This is a genomic window from Dorea sp. (assembly GCF_977044405.1).
Genome location: NZ_CDRRQK010000003.1, coordinates 13,010 through 29,825, shown reverse-complemented (window position 1 = coordinate 29,825; position 16,816 = coordinate 13,010). Strand labels below are relative to the sequence as shown.

At 42.8% G+C, this 16,816-nt stretch carries 14 protein-coding genes and 1 riboswitch; of the genes, 5 read left to right on the top strand and 9 right to left on the bottom strand.

The genetic code is table 11. The features are described from left to right. The first annotated feature begins 263 nt into the window (after window positions 1-263). Complete coding sequence (locus ACWJAF_RS02075; RefSeq protein WP_448861889.1) at window positions 264-2,051, top strand: aminopeptidase P family N-terminal domain-containing protein; 1,788 nt, start codon at window positions 264-266, stop codon at window positions 2,049-2,051. 148 nt (window positions 2,052-2,199) lie between these two features. Here ACWJAF_RS02075 and ACWJAF_RS02070 read toward each other — a convergent pair whose 3' ends face one another. The 7 genes from ACWJAF_RS02070 to ACWJAF_RS02040 all read right to left on the bottom strand — a co-directional run bounded on the left by ACWJAF_RS02070 (window position 2,200) and on the right by ACWJAF_RS02040 (window position 8,992). Then, window positions 2,200-2,517 (bottom strand): type II toxin-antitoxin system RelE family toxin, encoded by a 318-nt coding sequence (locus ACWJAF_RS02070; protein WP_448861887.1) that lies wholly within the window; start codon window positions 2,515-2,517, stop codon window positions 2,200-2,202. Window positions 2,518-2,525: 8 nt separating this feature from the next. Further along, a complete protein-coding gene (locus tag ACWJAF_RS02065) occupies window positions 2,526-2,843 on the bottom strand; it encodes a type II toxin-antitoxin system Phd/YefM family antitoxin (protein ID WP_448861886.1) in 318 nt (105 codons plus the stop codon). A 485-nt stretch (window positions 2,844-3,328) separates the two neighbouring features. Beyond that, on the bottom strand, window positions 3,329-5,317 hold the full coding sequence (locus tag ACWJAF_RS02060) for a 2-isopropylmalate synthase (RefSeq protein ID WP_448861885.1): 1,989 nt from the start codon (window positions 5,315-5,317) through the stop codon (window positions 3,329-3,331). 205 nt (window positions 5,318-5,522) lie between these two features. Further along, window positions 5,523-7,052, bottom strand: a complete 1,530-nt coding sequence (locus tag ACWJAF_RS02055; protein WP_448861883.1) for a sodium:solute symporter family transporter — start codon at window positions 7,050-7,052, stop codon at window positions 5,523-5,525. A gap of 208 nt (window positions 7,053-7,260) precedes the next feature. Then, window positions 7,261-7,737: a methylglyoxal synthase gene (locus ACWJAF_RS02050; RefSeq protein WP_296030060.1), complete on the bottom strand. Its 477-nt coding sequence runs from the start codon at window positions 7,735-7,737 to the stop codon at window positions 7,261-7,263. Between the two features lie 5 nt (window positions 7,738-7,742). Beyond that, entirely contained in the window at window positions 7,743-7,952 is a 210-nt protein-coding gene (locus ACWJAF_RS02045; RefSeq protein WP_448861881.1) for a hypothetical protein, read from the bottom strand. A 228-nt stretch (window positions 7,953-8,180) separates the two neighbouring features. Beyond that, window positions 8,181-8,273: riboswitch (cyclic di-GMP riboswitch) on the bottom strand. Between the two features lie 2 nt (window positions 8,274-8,275). Continuing rightward, entirely contained in the window at window positions 8,276-8,992 is a 717-nt protein-coding gene (locus ACWJAF_RS02040) for a LytR/AlgR family response regulator transcription factor (RefSeq protein WP_448861879.1), read from the bottom strand. Window positions 8,993-9,193: 201 nt separating this feature from the next. Here ACWJAF_RS02040 and iorA point away from each other — a divergent pair, with 201 nt between their 5' ends. Genes iorA through ACWJAF_RS02025 form a run of 3 tightly spaced genes read left to right on the top strand, consistent with a single transcriptional unit; the run spans window position 9,194 to window position 12,875 of the window. Beyond that, a complete protein-coding gene (gene iorA, locus ACWJAF_RS02035) occupies window positions 9,194-11,017 on the top strand; it encodes an indolepyruvate ferredoxin oxidoreductase subunit alpha (RefSeq protein ID WP_448861877.1) in 1,824 nt (607 codons plus the stop codon). Beyond that, entirely contained in the window at window positions 11,010-11,612 is a 603-nt protein-coding gene (locus ACWJAF_RS02030) for an indolepyruvate oxidoreductase subunit beta (protein ID WP_448861875.1), read from the top strand. Before iorA ends, ACWJAF_RS02030 begins: the two co-directional genes overlap by 8 nt. Before the next feature lie 27 nt (window positions 11,613-11,639). Continuing rightward, window positions 11,640-12,875 carry a phenylacetate--CoA ligase family protein gene (locus ACWJAF_RS02025; protein ID WP_448861874.1) on the top strand — a complete coding sequence of 412 codons (1,236 nt, stop codon included), beginning with the start codon at window positions 11,640-11,642 and terminating at the stop codon, window positions 12,873-12,875. Between the two features lie 144 nt (window positions 12,876-13,019). Here ACWJAF_RS02025 and ACWJAF_RS02020 read toward each other — a convergent pair whose 3' ends face one another. Continuing rightward, window positions 13,020-13,550, bottom strand: a complete 531-nt coding sequence (locus ACWJAF_RS02020) for a VanZ family protein (RefSeq protein ID WP_448861873.1) — start codon at window positions 13,548-13,550, stop codon at window positions 13,020-13,022. 109 nt (window positions 13,551-13,659) lie between these two features. Next, window positions 13,660-15,003, bottom strand: coding sequence for an MATE family efflux transporter (locus tag ACWJAF_RS02015; protein ID WP_448861871.1), 1,344 nt, complete (start codon window positions 15,001-15,003; stop codon window positions 13,660-13,662). 344 nt (window positions 15,004-15,347) lie between these two features. On the opposite strand from ACWJAF_RS02015, the gene ACWJAF_RS02010 reads away from it, so the two are divergent. Further along, window positions 15,348-16,721 carry a sodium-dependent transporter gene (locus ACWJAF_RS02010; RefSeq protein ID WP_448861869.1) on the top strand — a complete coding sequence of 458 codons (1,374 nt, stop codon included), beginning with the start codon at window positions 15,348-15,350 and terminating at the stop codon, window positions 16,719-16,721. Window positions 16,722-16,816 lie beyond the last annotated feature (95 nt).

The window sequence follows — 16,816 nt, the reverse complement described above, 5'->3', positions numbered from 1 at the left end:
TACTTATTATACATGATATTCCGTATAATTCCCATCCTTTCTATGAGATTTGCAAAATTAATTCCAGATTTTCTGGCATCCTATATCAGCATTTCTATTTCCCATTTTGTTTTATCCCAAACAATCATGATAATATATTTATTTTCACTTCTCTTTTCTATACTCATTTTCTATCTTTTCAAATTATTTTATCTATATATTTGTACTTTAGTCTAATTAGTGTTAAAATATAGACATATTAAATTACCAAGGAGGTTTTTTACATGAAAGTATCAGAAAGAGTCGCAAAACTGCGTGCTCTGATGGCTGAAAAAGGAATCGACGCATACGTTGTTCCAACAGCAGACTTCCACCAGAGTGAATATGTAGGGGAACATTTTAAAGCAAGAAAATTCATCACAGGATTCAGTGGTTCTTATGGAACAGCCGTTATCGCAAAAGATGATGCCGGCCTTTGGACTGATGGACGTTACTTCTTCCAGGCAACGAACGAGCTGGAAGGAAGCGGGGTACGTCTGATGAAGATGTTCGTTGATGACACCCCATCCGTTACAGAATACCTTGCAGAAAATGTACCGGAAGGTGGCAAAGTTGCATTTGACGGACGTGTACTTGCAGTAGATGAAGGAAAGGAATTCGAGGAAGCTCTGTCTCCTAAGAACATCATGATTGATTATTCCGAAGATCTGATCGACCAGATCTGGGAAGACAGACCACCACTTTCCGACAAGCCTGCATTCTTCCTGGAAGAAAAATATTCCGGAGAAAGTTCTGCACATAAGCTGGAACGTGTACGTGAGGTTATGAAAAAGAACGGAGCCACGGTGCATGTGATCGCATCTTTGGATGATACCGGCTGGCTTCTTAATATCCGCGGAGACGATATCGATTTCTTCCCTCTTCTTCTTTCTTACTCGATCGTAAGAATGGACGGTGTAGATCTCTATGTGGATGACAGCAAGTTAAATGACCAGATTCACGAAGAACTGGCTAAAGTAAATGTAACGATTCATCCATACAACGATATCTATGAAGATATCAAGAAACTGGATGCATCCGAGACATGCCTCATCGACCCGATGAAGATGAACTATGCGCTCTATAAGAGTATCCCTTGTAAGGTTGTGGAAGCAGCAAACCCAACCATCCTTATGAAGGCTATGAAAAACCCTGTAGAGCTTGAGAACATCAAAGAAGCTCACATCAAAGACGGTATTGCCATTACAAAATTCATGTACTGGGTTAAAACACGTTACGACAAAGAAGATATCACTGAGTTAAGCTCTGCAGATAAGCTTACTTCTCTCCGTGCGGCTCAGGAAGGCTATATCAGAGACAGTTTCGAACCTCTGTGCGCATTTGCCGATCATGCAGCTATGATGCACTACTCTCCTTCCAAAGAGACAGACGTAGTATTAAAAGAGGGCGCCATGTTCCTGAATGACACAGGCGGCGGATACTACGAAGGATCTACCGATATTACACGTACATTTATCCTTGGATCCATCGACCAGGATATGAAGAAATATTTCACAGCCGTTGTACGTGCCATGATGAACCTGTCACGCGCAAACTTCCTGTATGGATGCCACGGTTACAACCTGGATGTGCTTGTAAGACAGCCAATCTGGGATCTGAACATCGACTTCCAGTGCGGATCCGGACACGGTGTCGGATATCTTGGAAATGTACACGAACCACCGACAGGCTTCCGCTGGTACATTGTTCCAAGTAAGAACGAGCATCATCAGTTAGAAGAAGGCATGGTCATCACAGATGAGCCGGGTATCTACGAAGACGGCAAATTCGGTATCCGTATCGAAAATGAATTCATCGTACGAAAGGGCGAGAAGAACAAATATGGTCAGTTCATGCACTTTGAGACCATTACATTTGCTCCAATCGACCTGGATGGAATCGATCCTGAGGAAATGACAAAATCTGAAAGAGAATGGCTGAATAACTATCATAAAGATGTATATGAGAAGATCGGACCTCATCTTACAGATGAAGAGAGGGAATGGCTGAAGGAATATACACGTGCGATTTAATTAAGAAATTATGACGATAGTAAAATAACAACAAGGACATGTGAAAAAATCTCTTACTTTTCGCATGTCCTTTTATTAACACTTCCGAATATATAATTTTACCAATATTCAAGCACTAACCACTGTCAGCTGTAATAGATTAATTTTACTATATATCATATTTTTCCCTTCTTTTGGCTGCTTCTTTATATACTTGATCATCCGTACGTGCTGAAACTACTACTATTTTCATAATTTCATCTATTCTCTCAATTTTATATACCACCCGGATCCCAATATTTCTAAATTTTATCTTCATCAAATTAGTCAGTTTCGTTCCACTTTTATTCCCCAACGGTTTCCCATAACCGCCTTCATCCACCGGCAAGGGATTCTGACTCACCTTTTTGATTCCTTTCAACACTTGAATCTGCATGGAATGATCGAGCTTTTTCATATCCTTTTCCGCTTCCTTTAAAAATTCCACGTCCCATATCATTCGATTTCTATATCCTCCATGTCATCTAAGTCAACTTCATCTATCCCAAGGTTCTCCATTACTGATTCCATTGATACTTTTGTCTGATTTTCTTCTAATCTTCTATTTGCTTCCAGTAATAAATAATAATCTTCCTCTATCTCTGTCAGACGCGAATATTCTTCCGGCGATAAAATTACTGCCGATGGTTGATTATTTTTCAATACAATCAGTTCCTTTTCCGAACGCAGCCTGTCAAATATTTTCGCCGCCTGCCCTTTATTAAACTGAGATATCGGAATTAAGCTATGCAAAAGATTTGCTGTAAATGCCATTGTATTCACCTGCCTTTTTCTTTTATTATATCCGTTATTCTTTCTTTTTACAACTTAATTACTTATAATTTATTATAAAATTTATTTTTAAATTTTCAATTATATTTATTATTTTCAATAATCTCACCAATCCATCCACCTCTCATTCCAACCGCCTCATCCAACAACCTCCGCGTCATTCCAGCGCAGCGCTGAATGACTCCCCCACAAACTTTCCCACTTCCGCAAGCCAATACACAGCAATTGCCCGGCTGCCCGGTGGGGGACATTGGATGGAGCGATTACAAGATGTTCGTTTTTCCGGGAGTGAAATATTAGATGAGGGATGTGCCACAAGCACATCCCTCAAGAATATCTGAGATGGAAAATTCTTTCAGAATTTCTCCATCGAATATATTCGATTCTAATATTTCGTTCCCGAAAAAACGCTACATCTTGTTCGCGAACATCCACGTCCCCCACCGGGCAGCCGGGCAATTGCGTCCCTATTTCTGATTACGGAACTGCATAGGAGTCATATCATAAGCCTTCTTAAACAGGCGGTTAAAATGCTCCACATTCTGATATCCCACAGACATCGCAATATTCTCAACTGTCATATTGCTGCTCTTAAGCAAAGCCTTCGCCTTCTTCATACGGATCTTCTTCACCAGATCCCCAAACGTCATTCCTGATTTTTCCTTAATGTATTTTGACAGATAAGGCTTTGACAGGAAGAACTTCTCAGCCAGATCATCTAATGTAATATCGATATAATTTGCCTGCACATAATTCATGATCTCGATCATTCTCGGATCTGTACACGCATCTGCACTTCCAAGCTCTTCGATCTTATTTACAGCAACGATCAGCGCTTCAATTGATGCACGGATGATGTCAGGATCAATTCCAACTCCCCAGAACATCTTGCCCTTGCAGATAATACCTACATAAGCTACGGCCTTAGAAGAAGATCCCTTTGTGAGCGAATGTTCCTCGTATACAGATAATTCATAGCTGATGTTAAAGTACTGTTTGATTGCATTACTTACAGCATCCAGACGTCCATTTCCATTCGAAGTAATCACTTTGCTTTCTCCGGCATGGTTGATTGTAACTTCTGCTGTAATTCCATCTACCTGTTTGAAATGGCATTCATCAATGTGGAAGATAGACTTTGTATTAATATAATGATCTGTGAAGATCTGATATACCCAGTCAGGTGTCAGCTCTTTGTGCGCTTTATCAGATACATCTTTTACCATGTAACCTACCTCTTCACGCATTGCCTTTGGAAGATTGATTCCGTGGCTGTGCATCAAGATATAGTTTACGCCGCCCTTACCCGACTGGCTGTTGATACGGATAACGTCTGAGTCATACTCTCTTCCGACATCCTTTGGATCGATCGGCAGATATGGAACTGTCCATTTATCACATTTCTTCTCATCTCTCCATGCCATACCTTTGGCGATCGCATCCTGATGAGATCCAGAGAATGCAGTAAATACAAGATCTCCGGAATATGGCTGACGGTCATATACCTGCATTCTTGTCAGGCGCTCATAAGTCTCACGGATCTTCTTCATATTAGAGAAGTCAAGTCCAGGATCTACGCCCTGTGAATACATATTCATACCAAGTGTAATGATATCCACATTACCGGTACGCTCACCATTTCCAAATAAGGTACCTTCAATACGGTCAGCACCAGCAAGGATACCAAGCTCTGCAGTTGCAACGCCACATCCTCTGTCATTGTGCGGATGAAGTGAAAGTACAACGTTCTCTCTGTATTTCAGATGCTTATGTACATACTCTAACTGGCACGCAAATGTATGAGGCATTGCATTTTCAACGGTTGTCGGGATATTGATGATCGCTTTATTGTCTGCTGTTGGCTGCCATACATCCAGAACTGCATTACATACTTCTACCGCATAGTCAACTTCTGTACCATGGAAACTTTCCGGACTGTACTCAAATGTAAAGTTCCCATCTGTTTCACTGGCCAGTTTCAGAAGTAATTTTGCACCGTCGATTGCGAGCTGTTTTACCTGCTCTTTATCTTTTCTAAATACCTGTTCTCTCTGTGCAACAGATGTTGAGTTATACAGGTGGATCACTGCGTGCGGAGCACCTTTTACAGCTTCAAATGTTCTTTTGATGATGTGTTCTCTTGCCTGAGTCAGAACCTGTACCGTTACATCGTCCGGAATCATATCCATTTCGATCAATGTTCTCATAAACTTGTACTCTGTCTCAGAAGCTGCCGGGAAACCAACTTCGATTTCTTTGAATCCGATGTCGACCAACATCTGGAAGAACTCCAGCTTTTCATCCAGGCTCATTGGCTCGATCAGTGCCTGGTTACCATCTCTTAAGTCAACGCTGCACCACTTTGGCGGCTGTTCTACTGCATCTTTTTTCGCCCAGTCGTATGTGACCTCCGGCGGCATAAAATAACTTTTCTCATATTTCTGATAATTCTTCATAATTCAATATCCTCTCTTTCTACCCCATATTTTAAATGTGATCACTTCGACAAATTTCTTTCTCTCCATGAATAATAATCATCAATTTCGTTGTTCATTTTTAATACTTTTATATCCTAACATATGTACACACAAAAGGGAAGTGATAAATTTAATCACTTCCCTTGATGTTTTTTAATATGTTCGATTTTTCAGATTATTATATTTAATTCTGTTCCAGAGAACGCTTTTTCGTAATCACAACTTTTTCATCGTAGCATGTAAATATTTCATCTACTTTCTCTTTCTGAAGCTTCGGTGTGATCAGGCTTACAACCGGTACAATAATCATTCCTGCAACCATTGCAATTGCTCCCGCATTGATTGGGGATGCGATAAAGTGGAAGAACAGATTCAGAACTGTAATTCCGACACCAGCTGCAAAACTTGCCCATACAGCTGCTCTTGTCACACCTTTCCAGTACAGACCATACATGAACGGTGCAAGGAATGCTCCCGCAAGTGCGCCCCATGAGATACCCATCAGCTGTGCAATGAAGGTCGGAGGATCCATTGCGATCACTACCGATAATACAATGAAGAATACTACCATCACCTGCATGGTGCGTACCTGTTTCTTCTCGCTCATGTCTTTCATCACGTTATCCTTTAAGAAATCCAGTGTCAGTGTCGAGCTGGATGTAAGAACCAGTGACGCAAGTGTGGACATGGATGCGGATAATACCAGTACCACTACGATACCGATCAGGATATCCGGAAGTGTTGATAACATATGAGGAATGATTCCGTCAAAAATCATGTTTCCAGCTTCATCATGTAATTCTGCTGCATCAAACAGTCTTCCGAATCCTCCAAGGAAGTAACATCCTCCGGAGATTACGATTGCAAACAATGTAGAAATAACGGTTCCTGTGTTGATGGATTTTTCATCTTTGATTGCGTAGAATTTACCAACCATCTGTGGAAGTCCCCATGTTCCAAGAGAAGTCAGGATGACAACTCCAAGAAGATTCAGTGGATCCGGTCCAAAGAAAGAAGTAAATGCTCCCGGCTGTCCCATTGTCACAGGCACATCACTTGGGATCTCTGCCATGGCCTTAATCGCCTGAATAAATCCGCCCTGACCATTTAACACTGCCAGGATGACTGCAACAATGCCACCCAGCATAATGATTCCCTGAATAAAATCATTGATCGCCGTAGCCATATATCCACCGAGGATAACATAGATTCCTGTAAATACTGCCATACCGATCACGCAATATTTATAAGGAATGTTAAATGCCATTCCAAACAATCTTGACAATCCATTGTATACAGAAGCTGTATACGGCACCAGGAATATGAATACGATCGCTGAAGCCGTAATCTTCAGCGCCTTACTTCCATATCTCTCACCGAAGAAATCCGGCATTGTCTTGGAATTCAGATGCTGCGTCATTACCTTGGTACGTCTTCCAAGTACCACCCATGCCAGCAGACTTCCGATGATCGCATTTCCGATTCCGATCCATGTCGACGCAAGACCGTATTTCCATCCGAACTGTCCTGCATATCCTACAAATACAACCGCAGAGAAGTATGACGTACCATACGCAAATGCCGTAAGCCACGGGCCTACCGATCTCCCCCCTAACACATAACCGTCTACACTTGTCGCATGCTTTCTTGCATAGATGCCAACCGATACCATAATTGCAAAAAATATCACCAGCATCAATAATTTCATCGCCATAACCTTTCTCCTCTACTTTCCTCATTTCTTTTTTACTTGTTACTTTGCTAATCCGCTTTAAAGCGTTGCGCTTTAAAGCGTTAAAGTTTGTAGTGTTAGAATAGCACAGATGTTACAGTATGTCAATCTTATTTTGCAGAAATATAAAAAAAGCCAAAAAACAGCTGCGATTCCTTTTTTTACGGAATACGCAGCTGCTCTATGGCTTCTATTTCATCTTCTCCACTCTGTCCTGAATGGTCTTATTAAAGTTCTCTACCTTTCTTTCATATGTAGAATTCATAAATTCAGACTTCAGCATGAAATCTGCTGTTGCAAGATTATTAGCTGTAGGGATATCGTAAAGAACGGCAATACGGGATAACGCTCTTACATCCGGGTCGTGTGGCTGCGCCTCTAACGGGTCCCAGAGGAAGATCATGAAGTCGATCTGACCTTCTACAATCTTAGCACCGACCTGCTGGTCTCCACCAAGTGGACCACTGTTGTATCCTTTTACCGGAAGTCCTGTCTTCTCGGCGATCAGACGTGCAGTTGTACCTGTACCGCAAAGGAAATGTCCTTTTAAAATCTCTTTATTCTTATCACACCACTCAATCAGTTCCTTTTTCTTACCGTCATGGGCAACCAGTGCGATATGTTTTGCTTTTCCTATCTCAAATGTTACATAATTTTCATTTAACATAGCATTCAGCTCCTTTCTGTTATTCTTCTTTTTACATGCAGAGGACCTGCCATTGGCAGCTCCTTTCGAACGCATGGTGCTCTTAAAAGAAACGACATCCATTTCATCACCTGGAATTCTTTCCGGCCCCGAATTGAAATCAGGATAAAAAGCAACGCCAGCACAATCGTGACCCCGATACTCCAGAAACTCACTGCCTGTATTTTAATCTTCATCCGTCCCCCTTCTTTCACCTGCGTTAACATGCATTATTTTTAGATTTCCTGCATTTCATATTTTAACGCAGTAAAGTCTTTCCTTATAATTTTAGCAGTTGTAACAAGGAATATCAACCTGTAAACGAAAAATTTACATATTTTGGTATAAAAAAGATGAACTGTTATATATTAAATCATCAAACAGTTCATCTTTCTTGTTCTTATCATATTTCTCAGTGCAATGTCGGAAGCAACCGGCTGGTATAGATTCCATTATTACAATCCTTCGCCCCTATGCCTTTGCGTCCCTGTCTTTCGGCAAGTTTGCCTTTGTTTTTTCATTACATCTTATTATGTTTCACAAAATAATTGTAATATGCCTCGATCATTTCCCGTCTTCCGCGGACACGGATTGGGATGATCGTATCGTCTTTTAATATAAAATCATCTTTCACATCTTTTATGTAGTCCATATTGACCAGATAGCTCTGATGGCAGTGGAGGAACCTTGGTTCGTCCATCTTCTCTTCCAGAGATTTTAACTTTTCGGCAGTCACGATCTCTGTCCCGTCTGCAATATGTATCGTCACATAATGACGGTCGCTTTCCATATATAAGATGTCGTCTATATACGGATAACGGTACTGCCTCCGTTCTTTGATTACGACTCTGCGCTTTAAGTCTACTTTTAAAATGTGATTCAGGAGATTTTTCAATTTGTCTTCTTCGAATGGTTTTAAAAGATATCCTGCTGCCTGCACGTCATAGCTTTCCACCGCAAAATCCGGTGATGCGGTCAGGAACACGATCGGTGCGTTGCAGTTCAGATCACGAAGTTTCTTCGCGGTCTCCATTCCATTCAATTTCTTCATGTAGATGTCCAGAAGGATCAGTTCGGCTTCCACGTACTCTTCTTCAATATCCGCAACCAGTGATTCCCCGGAATCATAGGTCAGGATCATCACTTCTTCATTAATTTCTTCGAAATATGAGGTTAAAATTTCTTTCAGCATCTCGCGCTGAATTTCTACATCTTCACAGATGACTATTCTTCTCATCCGCTTTCCCACCTTTATCTTCTTGCACTTTCTCCCAAAACGCAATATATTATAACAACTCATGTCGACAATTTCAAGAATATTTCTTCATATGTCGAATGGTTTTCCGGAATTTCGCAAATGCTCCTCTTATCATTGAAATTCCTCTCATAACATACTATACTACATTTATGAAAAAATATACACATTCGAGGTGAAATTATGCATAAAGAATTTTTAATGGGTAATGCTGCCATCGCTCTTGGAGCTGTCGCTTCAGGGGTAAATGTGGTCGCCGGTTACCCAGGTACACCTTCTACAGAAGTGCTTGAAACTATCGCAAAGCACCGTCCTGACGATGTCTATGTGGAATGGTCTGTCAATGAAAAAGCAGCCATGGAACTCGCCGCAGGTGCCGCTTATGCCGGTGCCAGATCCCTTGTTACGATGAAGCAGGTCGGGTTAAATGTTGCATCCGACCCGTTGATGAGTCTGGAATATGTCGGTATCAAAGGCGGTATGGTCGTTCTCGTCGCAGATGATCCGGGACCGATCTCTTCACAGACGGAACAGGATACAAGACATTTTGCCGCATTTTCAAAGCTTCCTTGCTTTGATCCTTCTTCCGCGCAGGAAGCCTATGAGATGATCCAGGAGGCCTTCGAATATTCGGAAAAATATGGCACACCGGTATTCTTACGCCCTACTACCCGTGTCTGTCATGGCTATGCTTCCATCGATATCAAGGATGAGAGCGAATATACCGTACATACACCGGAAGGGTTCATCAAAGATTCGAAACGCTGGGTAATCTTCCCTAAACTTTCATTTATGAATCATCAAAAAATTGTAGCAAGAAATGTGGAATTATCCGACGTATTTTCTTCTTATGATAAAAACAAAATCATCCCGGCCTGCGATACCTGGAAGGATTCCAAGAAGGGAATTGCTTCTGCCGGCATCAGTTATACTTATGCAATGGAGACACTTCAGGAAACCGATATGGTAAGACATCTGAAAGTATCTACTCCATATCCATTTCCTGAGAAGCTGGCTGTCGAATTCCTGACGGGTCTTGATGAGGTTCTCTGTCTTGAAGAGCTTGATCCGGTAATCGAGCAGGAATTAACTTATATCTGCGGGAAATACCATCTGCCAACAAAGATCACCGGCAAGTTAGACGGAACCACTGCCTGTGCAGGTGAAAATACACGTGACAGCGTATCTTCCTATATACATACATTTCTTGGTCTTGAAAAAGCTGGTTCCTCTTCACTTCCGACACCGCCGGAGCTTCCGGTCCGTCCACCGGTTCTTTGCGCCGGATGTCCACACCGCGCTTCTTTCTATGCGGTAAAGAAAGCAATGAAGGGTCAGAAGACGATTTTCTGCGGTGATATCGGATGTTACACTCTGGGAAATGCAATGCCGCTTGATATGGTTGATACCTGTCTGTGTATGGGTGCCGGACTGAATATTGCACAGGGTGTGGAAAAGATAGAGCCTGATACCACCTGCTTTGCATTCGTCGGGGATTCCACTTTCTTCGCTTCTGCGATCACGGGTGTGGTCAACGCTGTATACAATCAGGCGAATATGGTTCTGGTCGTGCTCGATAACTCTACGACTGCTATGACCGGTCATCAGCAGCATCCGGGAACCGGACGCACGGTCATGGGTGAAATCGTCCAGAAAATTAATATCGAACAGGTGCTGCGCGGCATCGGTGTGACAGAGGTAGAAACGGTCAATCCACTGGAACTTGAGGCTTCTGTTCTATGTGTACAAAAGATGGCCAAAAAACCTGGCGTGAAGGCAATCATTTTCAAATCACCTTGTATCGCCGTGACCAGGCCGGATGCCCCGCTTCATGTGAATCCGGATAACTGTATCGGATGTAAAAAATGTATCCTCGAGCTCGGATGTCCTTCTATCGTTCTTGATCAGGGTAAGGTCTGTATTGATAGTTCTATGTGTACCGGATGCGGACTTTGCAGCCAGGTATGTCCGGTGCATGCGATAACAGGAGGTGCTTCTCATGAGTAATACGATTCATACAACGGATAATAACCATAACATCGTTCTCTGCGGTGTCGGAGGACAGGGAACGGTCCTTGCCTCCAAGCTTCTCGCAGCAGCCGCTATGAGTAAAGACATCCCGGTTATGAGTGCCGAGACCATCGGTATGGCACAGCGCGGCGGAAGTGTATTCAGCCACCTGCGCATGGGCGATAACCTGTACTCTCCGATGCTCGAAAACGGAACTGCCGATCTGATCATTGGATTCGAACCCGGGGAGACAGTCCGGATGCTTCCTTATCTTAAGAAGGACGGCTATGTAGTTGTCAGTACGCGTGCTGTCAAGCCTGTCACAGCCACTTTATCCGGTTCTGATTATGACACGCCGCAGATGCTGGATTATCTGAAGGAAAATGTCGAACATCTTACATTGGTTGATGCAGAAAAGGCCTGTACCGATATTGGTTCTGCCAAAGTACTTAACATGGTGCTTTTAGGGGCTGCTATACGTACGGGAGTTTTGGGTTTTACGATTGAAGAGATTGAGGATATTATGAAACAGACATTGCCGGAGAAATTTCACGAGATGAATCTGAAGGCATTAAATTATAGCACCCAATAATATTTACTCACAGAAAGGATGGACCATATGCAGATTACAGAAACACAACTTGCACAAGTAAACCAACAGATCCAGGCTCTTATAAAAGCCGAAAGCTTTTATGGGAAGAAATTAGAAGAAGCCGGAGTCAGCAGCATCCAGTCTGCGGAAGATTTTGAAAAGCTTCCATTTTCTGAGAAGGATGATCTAAGAAATGCTTATCCTCTCGGACTTATGACCGCTCCGGAAGAAAAAATCGTAAGAATCCACTCTTCTTCCGGTACGACCGGACTGCCGGTCATCATCCCTTACACAGCTAAGGATGTAGATGACTGGGCAATTATGTTCGAACGCTGTTATAAAATGGCCGGCATGACAAACATGGACCGCATCCAGATTACTCCGGGATATGGCCTCTGGACCGCCGGTATCGGATTCCAGGCAGGTGCTGAAAAGCTTGGTGCCATGGTTGTTCCTATGGGACCTGGTAATACCGATAAGCAGTTACAGATGATGATGGATATGAAGACTACCGTTCTTGGTTCTACTTCTTCTTATGCTCTGCTTCTTGCAGAAGAGATTGAAAAACGTGGTATCAAAGACAAGCTCCATCTTAAGAAAGGTATCATCGGTTCCGAGCGCTGGGGCGAAAAGATGCGTAAACGTATCACCGAGGAACTTGGTATCGAGATCTATGATATCTATGGCCTGACTGAGATCTACGGACCAGGTATCGGTATCAGCTGTTCGCATGACTGCGGTATGCATTACTGGGATGATTACATTTACATTGAGATTATTGATCCTGTCACAGGTAAGGTCCTTCCGGATGGCGAGCTTGGTGAGATTGTCATCACAACACTTGTAAAAGAAGGGGCTCCTCTGATCCGTTACCGTACACACGATCTGTCACGCATCATCCCTGGAGAGTGTCCTTGTGGAAGTAAGTTCCCTCGTCTGGATCCGATCATGGGACGTACGGATGATATGATGAAGATCAAGGGTGTCAATGTATTCCCTGCCCAGATTGAAGAGATCTTAAAGGAATTCCCTGAGGTTTCCAGCGAATACCAGATCCGTATCTCTCATCTGGAAGGCAAAGATACGATGCGTATCTACGTTGAGACCAACGGAACTGTTGATTTCTTAGATCTCGCAAAACGTATCGCTGCTACCGTTAAGAGCCGTATCGGATTCACTCCGCTTGTGAAGGTGGTTGAGATTGGCCTGCTGCCTCGAAGTGAGAAGAAGACGAAACGTGTGATTGATGAGCGTTATGAATAAAATGTTGCTGACAGCTCTACTGGATACATAGATATAAAAACCGCAGCTGATGTGTGCTTATAAGATGCACATAACGGTTGCGGTTTCTATATTTTTGCCTATTTTACCTTTTTCTATTTGGTTTGTCACCCACTAATTGGTTCTTCATTTTTTCAAGCTCTTTAATACTCTTGCGCTGATCACACATCCAGCCATGCACCCCAGACTATTGTGTATGATATCATCAAGCTCAAACAGTCCTCTATGCAAAAGCAGCTGTAATGATTCAATCCCGAAAGATAACACGATACCGCATAGTAGTCCCTGCCACCATCTTACTTTTCTTCCACACATAAATGGCAGAAGCAATCCAGCCGGGAATAACAGGATGCCGTTTAAGAGACTTTCTTTTAACATCTCACGGCTTCCTGCCATCACTGCCTTCCATGACCAGAATATCTCCAGATTGTAGCGGGCATAGGGTTCCGGATTTCTTGTGAATACGGTTGATGCGTAGACAACGGCTATGAAAGTCAGAAATAAAAGTCCCGCAATGGCCTGTGATTTCCGGATCTTTTGTTCTTTTACTTTTCGTATGGATATTGCTGCTGCGATGGCAAATATGAGTAGAAATGCCAGGATTTCCCGCTGTGTCCATGCTTTGTTGTATTCTATAAAAAGCTGATATATATCCATTCTTTTTTTCACTTCCTTTGTATCTATCTAATGCCGATTGTCATAGCTTTTAGTCTGCCATAAGTCAAGCTCCCGCAAAGCGAATCACCTAAATTGCAGGAATGATTTTTCAGACGCGCTCCAGAAGCTTCGTCGACTTCCGTATACAATACAGACAAGTCGGTGCAATATAACAGCAGGCTGTGATCCAGGCTGTCTGATCTGCAAAGCAGATGGCCGTGTATCCATAAGTTCCGACAAATCCAACACTTACAACGATTCTCGCTATCATCTCCGTCACACCAGAGAACACTGCTCTTCCAGAATATCCAAGGCCCTGTGTCACCATACGGCATACGTTGAGGATTCCAAGACTCCAGTAAAAGAATCCAAGGCAGCGTAGATATTTGCCCGATGCATTCAGGACGTCTACAGCCGACTTGCTTACGAATATCATCGAAAGGGTCCGTCCCGCAAAGATCAGAACCAGTCCGCTTACGATACCGTATCCGACTCCTACCATAAGGCTCTGGCGGAGGCCCTGCTTAATTCTGTCCGGTTGTCCGGCACCAAGGTTCTGACTGCAGAATACGGAAGCCGCTGTTGCAATCGCATCAAATGGACACATTGCAAACTGTTTGATACGCATCGCTGCCGTGAATCCGGATACGCAGACGCTTCCAAGTCCGTTATTTGCTGACTGCATAACCATACTTCCGATCGCAGTAATCGAAAACTGCAGTCCGGTTGGAAGCCCCATTGCGAGAAGTTCTTTCACCGCACGACCCTTTACCTCCATATCTGTTTTCTTAATACGAAGTACTTTCACCTTACGGAACATGTAGACAAGACATAAGATTCCGCTGGTTGCCTGCGCTGTGATCGTTGCAATTGCAGCTCCGGCGCAGCCCCATTTTAATATTACAATGCAGAACAGATCCAGGAAAATGTTCAATACCGCTGAAAATGCAAGGAACATGAACGGTGTCCGGCTGTCTCCTACGGATCTTAATATGCTCGATAAGTAGTTATATAATAAGGTAAATGGAATTCCAAGAAAGATAATCAACAGATACGAATACGCTCCGTCGAAGATATCTTCCGGTACAGATAATATATGTAAAATCTGCGGACATAATATAGCACAGGTACTCGTTACGACCGCTGCGATCACTACGGTGATCACGGCTCCGTTAAAGACGTAATTACGCATCGTGTCTAATTTCTCCGCCCCGAAATATTTTGCAACCGGTACGCCAAATCCGGTACAGCATCCCATGCAGAATCCAAGTACCAGAAACTGCACGCTGCTGCTTGCTCCTACACTTGCCAGCGCCTTGGCTCCTAAGATCTGCCCTACGATTGCTGCGTCAATAATATTATAAGTCTGCTGTAATAAGTTTCCAATTAAAAGAGGCAACGCAAACTGCAGCATCAGCTTTAGCGGGTTGCCTTTTGTCATAGATGTTGACATGTAATCTTGCTCCTCCCTTGTGACGGATCCGGATTTTTCTTGAATATAATATACATAGAATCTATCCGTTCCTTACGAACACATATTGATTCACATAAATTTTCTATACCAAATTTTCGAATTATGTATGCCGGATTTCGTACAATATCTTATTATATATCATTTTGTTTTAACTGCAATACCTCTGTTTGCAAATTTCTCTCTATATTAGTAGTGACTTTACCACACAAACGTGATAAAATAAACCAATCCCGTGTATGAATATTTTTCATACACCATTACCAAAAACTTATAAGAAAGAGAGGAATGGCTGATCTGTTTATAGAGACAGGTCAGGAAATAACATGAACAATGAAACAAACAAAAGAAGTACCTTCTCCGGTAAGATTGGATTCGTCTTGTCGGCAGCAGGTGCATCGGTAGGACTGGGAAATATCTGGAGGTTCCCGTATCTGGCGGCAAAATATGGCGGGGGTATCTTCCTGCTGGTTTACATTTTGCTAGCACTGACATTTGGTTACACGATGATCGTTGCAGAATCGGCTCTTGGACGTATGACACGCAAAAGTCCGGTAGGCGCTTTCAAATTTTTCGGGAAAGCCGGATGGCTATCCTTTGGCGGATGGATCAACGCGATCATTCCAATCCTGATCGTACCGTATTACTCCGTAATCGGTGGATGGGTCATCAAGTATCTGGTCGAGTACATTCAGGGAAATGCAAAGGCACTTGCAACAGATGGATATTTTTCAGATTTTATTTCAAACGGGGTATCCACAGAAGTCTGCTTTGTAGTCTTCTGCCTGTTCACGCTGATCATCATCTATGCTGGTGTGCGTAACGGAATCGAGCGAGTATCAAAATTTATTATGCCGGTGCTGATCGTGCTTTCTATCATCATCGCCATCTACTCGGTAACAAGACCCGGTGCAATTTCCGGTGTGAAATATTTCCTCGTACCGAACATTAAGAACTTTTCATGGATGACAGTTGTTGCCGCAATGGGACAGATGTTCTACTCTCTGTCAATCGCCATGGGTATTCTGGTAACATTTGGTTCTTATATGAAGAAAGATACTTCAATTGAAGATTCTACAAGAAATGTAGAGGTATTCGACACTGCGATTGCGATTATGGCGGGTCTTATGATCATCCCTGCGGTATTTGCTTTCTCCGGCGGCGATCCGGATACTCTGCAGGCAGGACCATCACTGATGTTTATTACAATTCCAAAGGTATTTGCCAACATGGGATTTGGAACGGCTGTTGGAATTCTTTTCTTCCTGCTTGTATTATTTGCAGCAGTAACAAGCTCTATTGCACTGACAGAAAGTGCTGTCTCTACTTTTGAAGATGAGCTTGGCTGGGGACGTAAAAAAGCAACTGTGATATGTGGTGTTATCATGCTTGCACTTGGTACACTCTCCTGTCTTGGATACGGACCACTTGCATTTGTAAAAATCATCGGTATGCAGTTCCTGGATTTCTTTGATTTCCTGACGAACTCTGTGATGATGCCGATCGCGGCTCTTATGACCTGCTTATTCATAACAAAAATTGTTGGCCTTGACCGCATAGAAGAAGAGATTCGTCTTGGAGAAGGATCCTTCCGCAGAAAGAAGATCTTTGTCGTTATGATCAAGTATCTGTGCCCGGTTTTTGTTATTATTATCCTGGCAAGTTCTGTGGCGAATGCGTTTGGATTGATTTCTATGTAAGATAATTTCTATAGTAAGACGATTTAAAAAACAAAAAAAAGACTGATAAGATATTTCTTCTGCCTGCTTTCTCTTTGAAGTATGGCAGACAGGGA

Excerpts from the sequence above, each read along its gene's own strand:
- ACWJAF_RS02075 (WP_448861889.1), top strand. The coding sequence starts at position 264 with ATGAAAGTATCAGAAAGAGTCGCAAAACTGCGTGCTCTGATGGCTGAA.
- ACWJAF_RS02065 (WP_448861886.1), bottom strand. The coding sequence starts at position 2,843 with ATGGCATTTACAGCAAATCTTTTGCATAGCTTAATTCCGATATCTCAG.
- ACWJAF_RS02060 (WP_448861885.1), bottom strand. The coding sequence starts at position 5,317 with ATGAAGAATTATCAGAAATATGAGAAAAGTTATTTTATGCCGCCGGAG.
- ACWJAF_RS02055 (WP_448861883.1), bottom strand. The coding sequence starts at position 7,052 with ATGGCGATGAAATTATTGATGCTGGTGATATTTTTTGCAATTATGGTA.
- ACWJAF_RS02050 (WP_296030060.1), bottom strand. The coding sequence starts at position 7,737 with ATGTTAAATGAAAATTATGTAACATTTGAGATAGGAAAAGCAAAACAT.
- ACWJAF_RS02045 (WP_448861881.1), bottom strand. The coding sequence starts at position 7,952 with ATGAAGATTAAAATACAGGCAGTGAGTTTCTGGAGTATCGGGGTCACG.
- ACWJAF_RS02040 (WP_448861879.1), bottom strand. The coding sequence starts at position 8,992 with ATGAGAAGAATAGTCATCTGTGAAGATGTAGAAATTCAGCGCGAGATG.
- iorA (WP_448861877.1), top strand. The coding sequence starts at position 9,194 with ATGCATAAAGAATTTTTAATGGGTAATGCTGCCATCGCTCTTGGAGCT.
- ACWJAF_RS02030 (WP_448861875.1), top strand. The coding sequence starts at position 11,010 with ATGAGTAATACGATTCATACAACGGATAATAACCATAACATCGTTCTC.
- ACWJAF_RS02025 (WP_448861874.1), top strand. The coding sequence starts at position 11,640 with ATGCAGATTACAGAAACACAACTTGCACAAGTAAACCAACAGATCCAG.
- ACWJAF_RS02020 (WP_448861873.1), bottom strand. The coding sequence starts at position 13,550 with ATGGATATATATCAGCTTTTTATAGAATACAACAAAGCATGGACACAG.
- ACWJAF_RS02015 (WP_448861871.1), bottom strand. The coding sequence starts at position 15,003 with ATGTCAACATCTATGACAAAAGGCAACCCGCTAAAGCTGATGCTGCAG.
- ACWJAF_RS02010 (WP_448861869.1), top strand. The coding sequence starts at position 15,348 with ATGAACAATGAAACAAACAAAAGAAGTACCTTCTCCGGTAAGATTGGA.